Genomic DNA, 7457 nt, shown 5'->3' with positions numbered 1-7457 from the left:
GCGGGACAACGGACGAGGCCGGGGCGACGGCAAGCGACGGCGGGACAACGGACGAGGCCGGGGCGACGGCAAGCGACGGCGGGACAACGGACGAGGCCGGGGCGACGGCAAGCGACGGCGGGACAACGGACGAGGGCCGGGCAGCGAGCGAAGGCGGGGGCGGGCCGGACTCCGAGCGGGTCTCCCGGCGGGACGACGCCGTGCGGGCCGCCGTGGAACAGGGCCTCCTCACCCCGGGGCACCCCATCGTCGCGCTCCTCGACGTCCCCGGCATCCGGGCCTCGGCCGCCGCGCTGCGCGCCGCCTTCGACGCGGTGATCGCTCCCGGCACTCCCGTGCTGCACGCCTTCGCGGTGAAGGCGACGCCCCTCGTGCCCGTGCTGCGGCTGCTGCGCGAACAGGGCATCGGGGCGGAGGTGGCGAGCCCCGGAGAACTCGCGCTCGCCCGGGCGGCCGGGATACCGCCGGCCCGGACCGTGCTCGACTCACCCGCCAAGACGCCCGGCGAACTGCGCGAGGCGCTGGCCCTGGGCATCGCGGTCAACGCGGACAATCCGCAGGAGCTGGACCGCATCGACGCCCTGATGCGCTCGGCGGCCACCGGCTCCCCCATCGGACTCCGGGTGAACCCGCAGGTCGGCAGGGGTTCGATCGAGGCGCTGTCGACGGCCACGGCGACCTCCAAGTTCGGGGTCGCGCTGCGGGACGAGGGAGCCCGCGCGTGGATCGTGCGGGCGTACGCCGACCGCCCCTGGCTGACCCGGCTGCACGCGCACGCGGGCTCGCAGGGCATGCCGCTCTCCCTGATGGCGCAGGGCGTGGCGGAGACGTACGCGCTGGCGGAGGAGATCAACCGGCATGTCGGGCGGCGCCAGGTCGACACGATCGACATCGGCGGCGGGCTGCCGGTCGACTTCACCTCCGACACGACGGCCCCGACGTACGCGCAGTACGCGCGGCTGCTCTCGGAGGTGGTGCCGGGACTGTTCGACGGGCGGTACGGGCTGGTCACCGAGTTCGGGCGTTCACTGCTCGCCAAGCACGGGACGGTTCTGACGCGGGTCGAGTACGCGAAGTCCGCCGGGGGCCGCTCGGTCGCGGTCACCCACGCGGGGGTGCAGGTCGCGACCCGTACGGTGTACGCGCCGGAGGCCTGGCCGCTGCGGATCGCCGCGTACGACGGGAAGGGCCGCCCCAGGACGGGACCGGACGTCGTCCAGGACGTCGCGGGCCCCGCCTGCTTCGCGGGCGACCTGCTCGCGAGGGGCCGCGCGCTGCCGCTGCTCGAGCAGGGCGACCACGTGGCCGCGCTGGACACCGGCGCGTACTGCTTCGCCCACCACTACGCGTACAACTCCCTTGCCCGTCCCGGCATCTACGGCTTCGCACCGGCCGGCGACGGCACGGACGGCGTGCGCTTCGCGGTCGTACGGGAGCCGCAGACGCTCGACGAGATCGTCACGGAGTCGGGCGGGGCGCACGGGCCGTCGCTCACCGCGCTGTAGTCACCGCCCGCCCCGGAGACGGGCGGGCACGCGCCAGGGCCCCGGGGCGCATCCGAATACCGCGTGCGCCACAACGCACTCACGAGCGCCCCTGCGACGCACCCTGGGGCAATACAAATCAGCCACCGGTGGTTTCCGCGCGCCGGAAAATGTGGTCAGTTGACCCACCTTAGCCATCAGGGGCATGTTCCACAGGAAAATGCCCGATCACTCCCCTCCCGTGCACACAGTGCGTAACTTCGGCGTCACTCGGCCGAACCCTTGGCGGGAGGGGAGACACGGTGCCCGGAATCGACGAGTGCCTACTGGAAGCCATGACACTGCCCGGTGCGCGGGGTGCCTCGGTGGTCGACTGGACCAGCGGCCTGGCCCTGGGCACGGTCGGCGACGCGCCGGGCGACGACCACGAGACGACCGCGGCGGAGGCAGCCGAGCTGGCCCGGCTCGCCGCGGAGAACCGCTCGTTCGCCCCGAAGGACGGCTCCGACTGGTCCGAGTGGTCGGACCAGGAGACCCCGATCGAGGACTTGATCATCAGCAACCGCGACAGCTATCACGTCCTGCGGTTCGTCCGGACCACCTTCGACAGCAGCGTGTTCCTGCACCTGTGGCTGGGCCGCTCGGACGGCAATCTCGCCCTGGCACGCATCCGGCTCGGCGAGATGGCCGGACGGCTGGTGCTCGTATGACGACGGTCAGAACACCTCCCCCGCCCCGGCTCCCGGTCCGGGACAGGGCACCGAGTGCTCCCGTCGGTGTCTCGCCGATGCTCAGCCGGCTCGCCGACGAGCGGGCCACCGGCGTCCTCATCCGCGAGCGCGGCACCCTCTATCTCGCCGACGGCGAGGTGGTGCACGCCGAGAGCCCGGCCACGCCCGGACTCGACGTGCTGTTCTCCGTCCGCGGGGTGCTGGACGCCGAGGTGTGGCGGGAGGCGGTCGCCACGGCCGGAGCGCGCCGTCGGGTCGGCCGGTTCCTGATCGACAGCGGGCGGATAGCGGAAGGCGCGCTGGAGCTGTGCCACCTCGGCTCGCTGTACGACGCGGCGTACTTCGTGCTCGGACCGAGCAGCACCCCGACCCGCTTCCGGTACGGCGCCGCGCACTGGTTCGGCCCGCTCCGCCCCGTCCCCGTGGCCGCGCTGGAGCGCGAGACGGTACGCCGGCGCGAACTGCTGCACCGCATATGGCCCGACCCCGCGACCGACACCGCGCCGCTGCGGCGTGCCTCGCTCACCGGGGGGCCGGCGGTGCCGCAGCGCCAGGAGGCGGTCCTCGGGCGGGTGGACGGCGTCCGCACGGCGGCGGACGTCTCCCTGGCGCTGGGGCGGCCCGCCTTCCACACGCTCGTCGACCTGCGCCGACTCGCCGCCGCCGGGCTCGTGACGGCCGCGCCCGCGCCGCAGCCGCTTCCCCCTCCCAGCGTGCTCACCCAGACCTCCGCCGATCCCGACGTCGCGTTGTTGCGACGACTCAGAGACGCGCTGGAGGCCTTGTGAGTCCCTACCCGCGGGAGGCCTTGTGATCCGCGCGCTACGACAGCGTGCCGAGAGGAGACTGCTGATGGCGGCGGAGCCCGAAGTCCTCGACGAACTCCATCGGTTGAGGGCCCGTGTGCCCCAGCTGACCGGAGCGCTCGCGGCCAGCGCCGACGGTCTCGTCCTCGCCCACGACACGCCCGGTGTGGAGCCGGACGGACTGGCCGCGCTCACCGCCGCCGCCCTGGGGGTCGCCATACGCATGGCCGAGTCCACCGGGCACGGCGACCTGCGCGAACTGCTGGTGCGCGGTGTGCACGGCTACGTGGCGACCTACGCGGCGGGCGGCTCCGCCGTGCTGACGCTGCTGGCCCAGGACCGTGTCAATGTCGGCCGCCTGCACCTGGAGGGGCGGCGATCCAGCACCCGGATCGGCGAGCTCGTCGACGCCGCCACGGCGCGCGGCGAGCCGGTCACCGAGCCGGCCAAGACCTCCGCGAAGCCCTCGTCGGGCACTTCGCGCACACGCACCGCGCGCGGCACCGCCGCCGCACGCACCACATCTACCCCTGCCACCAACCACCCGAGAACATCAGAGAGTTGAAGGAGCACCGCACCATGACGAACACCGAGACCGCGCTCAAAGAGGCACTGGCGTCCATCGAGGGCGCTACCGGAGCCGCCCTCGTCGACTACACCAGCGGAATGGCGCTGGGCACGATCGGTGGCAGCAAGGGATTCGACCTCACCGTCGCGGCCGCCGGCAACACCGACGTCGTCCGGGCCAAACTCCGGACCATGGAACACCTGGGGCTGAAGGGCGACATCGAGGACATCCTGATCACGCTCTCCGACCAGTACCACCTGATCCGGCTCATCAAGGGCCGCGGCGGAAACGGCCTCTTCCTGTACCTGGTGCTCGACCAGAAGCGCGCCAACCTGGCGATGGCCCGACACCAACTGAAGAGGATCGAGGCCGACCTGGAGGTTTAGTTCCGGCCCGGTCAGCGACGCCGCGCCCCGCCGGGCGCGGCGTCGCCCGCCGCCACTCCGGTGGCCCGGACGGCCCGGACCGGTTTGCCCACGGGGGCACCGGCACGCGGGCCGAGCCAGTCGACGCGTACCCAGATCAACGCCTGGTCGGCACGTTCGAGTTGCCCGAGCCGACGGGCCTTCAGCCACAGTCCGACGCCCGCGCCGGCGAGCAGCATGCCACCCGCGGCGGGCACGGCGAACGAGCTGCCCAGCGCGGCGGCGAAGCCGAGAAGGAGCCACCAGCGGTGGCCCCGGCGCCAGTTGCGAAGCGTCACGGCACGGTCCTGGAGCACATCGTGCTTGCCGGCGCGGTCGGCGGAGCGCACCAGGGCGGCGTACCGCTTCCCGCGCCAGTACGCGACCACGGCCGCCGCGACGACAAACAGCGCGGCGCCCGCGAGGACGCCGATCCTGCGCCCGGTCAGTCCGGGAACCAGCAGCCCGACTCCGCCGGCCAGCACTCCGCACCACCACAGTGGTGCGGCTCCGGCCCTCACCACGACGGCCATCCGGGCCAAGCCCTGTCCTCCGCGTCCCACGATCTGCCTCCCGTCTCAGCGCTTTCGCGTCCACGGGCCCGTCGCCGACCGCCGTCGCGCCCGTGTGTCTCTGGGCGCGCAGGCTAGCCACGGAAGGTGAGACGAGTCTGAGAAACGCCGAAGTCCGGACCCGGCAGCCGCTCCACGGACAGCCCCCGCACGGCGGCCGACGCCTCGCCTACTCCACGAACAGTCCCCGCACCGCGGCCCGCGCGTCGAACTGTTCCAGCCGCGCCTGCGCGTCCGGCAGGTCGTCGCACATGGCCTCCAGCAGGACGCGGCCCAGCAGCATCGGCGCGCAGGCCGTGTCGAAGGCGAGACCGGTGCCGACAGCGGCGGGGAGCAGCAGGTCGGACACCTTCGCCACCGGCGCGAACGCGGAGTCCGCGACCGTGACGACGGTCAGCCCGGCCTCCTTCGCGTAGCCGAGGGCGTCGACGACCTCGCGCGGATGCCGGGGCAGCGCGAAGCACAGCAGGGCCGTGGCCCCGGCCCGGACGGCCGCGTCGACGCGGTCCTGGAGCATCGTGCCGCCCTCGTGCAGCAGCCGTACGTCGGGGTGGACCTTGGCGGCGAAGTAGGCGAAGCCGTAGGCCTGGGAGGCGGCGGCGCGCAGTCCGAGGACGGGCAGCGGACGGGACGCGGCCAGCAGGCGCCCGGCCCTCGCGACCGGGCGCGGGTCGGCGAGCACCTCGGCGAGGTGACGCAGGTTCTCGATCTCGGCCTCCACGGCCTGCTGGTACTCGTTGTACGAGGCGGTGTCGGTGGCCGGTTCGGCGGGCGCGACCTCGCGCAGGTGCTTGCGCAGCGCCGGGTAGCCGTCGAAGCCGAGGGCGACCGCGAAGCGGGTGACGGAGGGCTGGCTGACTCCGGCGAGTTCGGCGAGTTCGACGCTGGACAGGAACGGCACATCGGCGGCGCGCCGCACCATGCTGTGCGCGATGCGCCGCTGGGTCGGGGTGAGCCGGTGCCCTTCGAAGAGGGCCTGGAGACGCCCGGCGGGGCTGTCGCTCACCGTCGCGTCACTCTCCACGGCAGCGTCCCCGTTCACGTCGCCGTTCACGTCCCCGTCCCCGTTCACGTCCCTGCTCGCGTCGCTGTCCGCGTCCGCGCTTCCGCCCGCGTTCCTGTCTGTGCCCGCGCTCATGGCGTGCTCCCCCTCCAGATGTCCGTGAACCGGTCGAGCAGTGCGGCGGCCGCCGACACGTCGTCCGTGAGCGGCCGGTCGGCCTGCTCCGCGTCGAGCACCGCCTCGGCCAGTTCCAGTGCCCGCCCGGCCGGCAGCTCGGGGTCGGGCCGCAGATCGCGCTGGCGCAGCGCCCGTACCGCGGCGACCAGTTCGCAGCCGACGACGAGACGGTACGCACCGCACGCCCGCAGCGTCTGGCGTGCGGCGAGCGAGGCGAAGCTCGCCTGTTCCTCGACGCCCCGGGAGAGTACAGCGTGGCCGAGCGAAGCGGGCGCGGAGAAGGCCCGCAGGTCACCGAGTGCGGCACCGGCGGCGTACTCGAGGATCATCACGCCGGAGGACGCCGGCTCGTGGTCGGCGAGGAAGGGGCGCAGCCGTGTGTAGGCGGGTTCGTTGAGGGTGGACAGGCGGGAGGTGGACAGGCGCGCCACCTGGGTGACCGCGAGTCTGAAGTGGTCCAGGGCGAGGGCGAGTTGGGCCTGGTAGAAGCCGCCATGGTGGTAAGCGGTCATGTCCTCGGGGCAGATGAGTGGGTTCTCGGCGGCGGCGTTGATCTCCACCGTGAGGACCGTCTCCAGCGCGTCCGCCGCGTCGTGCGCGGGGCCGTGTATCTGCGGGAGGCAGCGGAAGCCGTACGGGTCCTGGATCCGCCCGAGCGGTGGCGTGGGCCGGTCCGCGGCCCCGATCAACTCCCGCATCCGGCGCGCCACTTCGACGGACCCCCGGTGCGGCCGGGCCGCGTGCACGGGCGCCGCGTAGGCCTCGTGGGACCCGTCGACCGCCAGCAGCGACAGGGCGGCGACGACCTGCGTGGCGCCGATCAGCCCGCGCAGTTCGTGCAGCGCGAGCGCGGCCTGCCCGAGGGTGAGCGCGTTGCTGCTGATGAGCGCGAGCGCGTCGTTGTTGTCGAGCGGCTGCGCCTCCGGGGCCGCCCACCCACCGGACCGCGCACCCGGCACCACGGAACCCTCCGCGAGCCGCCGGGACCACTCCCCCGCCGCCGAGCCCTCCGTACCGCGCGGGGACCACTCCCCCGGCCGCGGCGCCCTCACCACCGCCCCACCGGCTGCCGGGCCTTCCGCGCCCTGTCGGGGGTCCTCTCCCGCCGGCAGCTCCTCCACCACCGAGCCGTTCACCCCCGCGCCGCCGGACACCGAACCGTCCGGCCCCCGCCAGGGGTGCTCCCCCGCGAGGGCCAGGCCCACCTGGGCCAGTGCGGCGATGTCCCCGGTGCCGACCGAGCCGAACTCGTTGACGACCGGGTACGCGCCGGCCTCCAGCGCCTCGCACAGCGCCGTCACGACGGTGGGCCGCAGTCCGGCGCCACCCGCGAGGAGCTGGTTCGCGCGGACGGCGAGCATGGCGCGGACCTGGCGGGCGGGCAGTTCCTCGCCGATGGCGCCGGCGTGGCTGCGCAGCAGGCGCAGTCCGTGGTCGGCGGCAGCCTCGGAGGGCACGTCCTCGTTGCGGTTCGCTCCGACACCGGTGGAGCGGCCGTAGACGCGGCCGGTGGCGGCGATCTGCCGGGCGGCGCACCAGGAGTCCTCGACCCGCTTCATCGCATCGGTGCCGGGAACCGGCCGCGCGGCACCGTCGGCGAGCCGTACGACGTCGTCGACACCGGTGCTGCGACCGTCCAGGACCACGAGAGCGACGTGCGCCGGAGGCGTCGGCGGACGCGACGTTTCCCTGCTCCGAGACGACACCACTCG

General features: G+C 73.8%; 8 protein-coding genes. 5 read left to right on the top strand and 3 right to left on the bottom strand.

What is annotated here, in order from left to right:
• Window positions 1-200: 200 nt before the first annotated feature.
• The 5 genes from ACWD68_RS32370 (at window position 201) to ACWD68_RS32350 (ending at window position 3975) form a co-directional block, all read left to right on the top strand.
• Window positions 201-1505 (top strand): diaminopimelate decarboxylase, encoded by a 1305-nt coding sequence (locus ACWD68_RS32370; RefSeq protein ID WP_451810014.1) that lies wholly within the window; start codon window positions 201-203, stop codon window positions 1503-1505.
• Between the two features lie 281 nt (window positions 1506-1786).
• Entirely contained in the window at window positions 1787-2194 is a 408-nt protein-coding gene (locus tag ACWD68_RS32365) for a hypothetical protein (protein ID WP_261704018.1), read from the top strand.
• The gene (locus tag ACWD68_RS32360) at window positions 2191-3003 is read left to right on the top strand and encodes a transcriptional regulator (protein ID WP_451810008.1); all 813 of its coding nucleotides are present in this window, start codon (window positions 2191-2193) and stop codon (window positions 3001-3003) included. The genes ACWD68_RS32365 and ACWD68_RS32360 overlap by 4 nt, the downstream gene beginning before the upstream one ends.
• Before the next feature lie 64 nt (window positions 3004-3067).
• A complete protein-coding gene (locus tag ACWD68_RS32355) occupies window positions 3068-3586 on the top strand; it encodes a roadblock/LC7 domain-containing protein (RefSeq protein ID WP_385696471.1) in 519 nt (172 codons plus the stop codon).
• 14 nt (window positions 3587-3600) lie between these two features.
• A complete protein-coding gene (locus tag ACWD68_RS32350) occupies window positions 3601-3975 on the top strand; it encodes a roadblock/LC7 domain-containing protein (protein ID WP_266759533.1) in 375 nt (124 codons plus the stop codon).
• 11 nt (window positions 3976-3986) lie between these two features.
• Here the strand turns inward: ACWD68_RS32350 and ACWD68_RS32345 are convergent, their stop codons facing one another.
• The 3 genes from ACWD68_RS32345 to ACWD68_RS32335 all read right to left on the bottom strand — a co-directional run bounded on the left by ACWD68_RS32345 (window position 3987) and on the right by ACWD68_RS32335 (window position 7451).
• On the bottom strand, window positions 3987-4556 hold the full coding sequence (locus ACWD68_RS32345; protein WP_451810007.1) for a hypothetical protein: 570 nt from the start codon (window positions 4554-4556) through the stop codon (window positions 3987-3989).
• A 178-nt stretch (window positions 4557-4734) separates the two neighbouring features.
• Complete coding sequence (locus ACWD68_RS32340; RefSeq protein WP_451810006.1) at window positions 4735-5703, bottom strand: MurR/RpiR family transcriptional regulator; 969 nt, start codon at window positions 5701-5703, stop codon at window positions 4735-4737.
• Window positions 5700-7451 carry an aromatic amino acid ammonia-lyase gene (locus tag ACWD68_RS32335; RefSeq protein WP_451810005.1) on the bottom strand — a complete coding sequence of 584 codons (1752 nt, stop codon included), beginning with the start codon at window positions 7449-7451 and terminating at the stop codon, window positions 5700-5702. Before ACWD68_RS32335 ends, ACWD68_RS32340 begins: the two co-directional genes overlap by 4 nt.
• Between the last annotated feature and the right edge of the window lie 6 nt (window positions 7452-7457).

The sequence above is a fragment of the Streptomyces sp. NPDC005141 genome (genome assembly GCF_053599975.1).
The sequence above is the reverse complement of the archived record's forward strand: the minus strand, read 5'-3'. Positions and strand labels throughout refer to the sequence as shown.

Excerpts from the sequence above, each read along its gene's own strand:
- ACWD68_RS32340 (WP_451810006.1), bottom strand. The coding sequence starts at position 5,703 with ATGAGCGCGGGCACAGACAGGAACGCGGGCGGAAGCGCGGACGCGGAC.
- ACWD68_RS32355 (WP_385696471.1), top strand. The coding sequence starts at position 3,068 with ATGGCGGCGGAGCCCGAAGTCCTCGACGAACTCCATCGGTTGAGGGCC.
- ACWD68_RS32360 (WP_451810008.1), top strand. The coding sequence starts at position 2,191 with ATGACGACGGTCAGAACACCTCCCCCGCCCCGGCTCCCGGTCCGGGAC.
- ACWD68_RS32350 (WP_266759533.1), top strand. The coding sequence starts at position 3,601 with ATGACGAACACCGAGACCGCGCTCAAAGAGGCACTGGCGTCCATCGAG.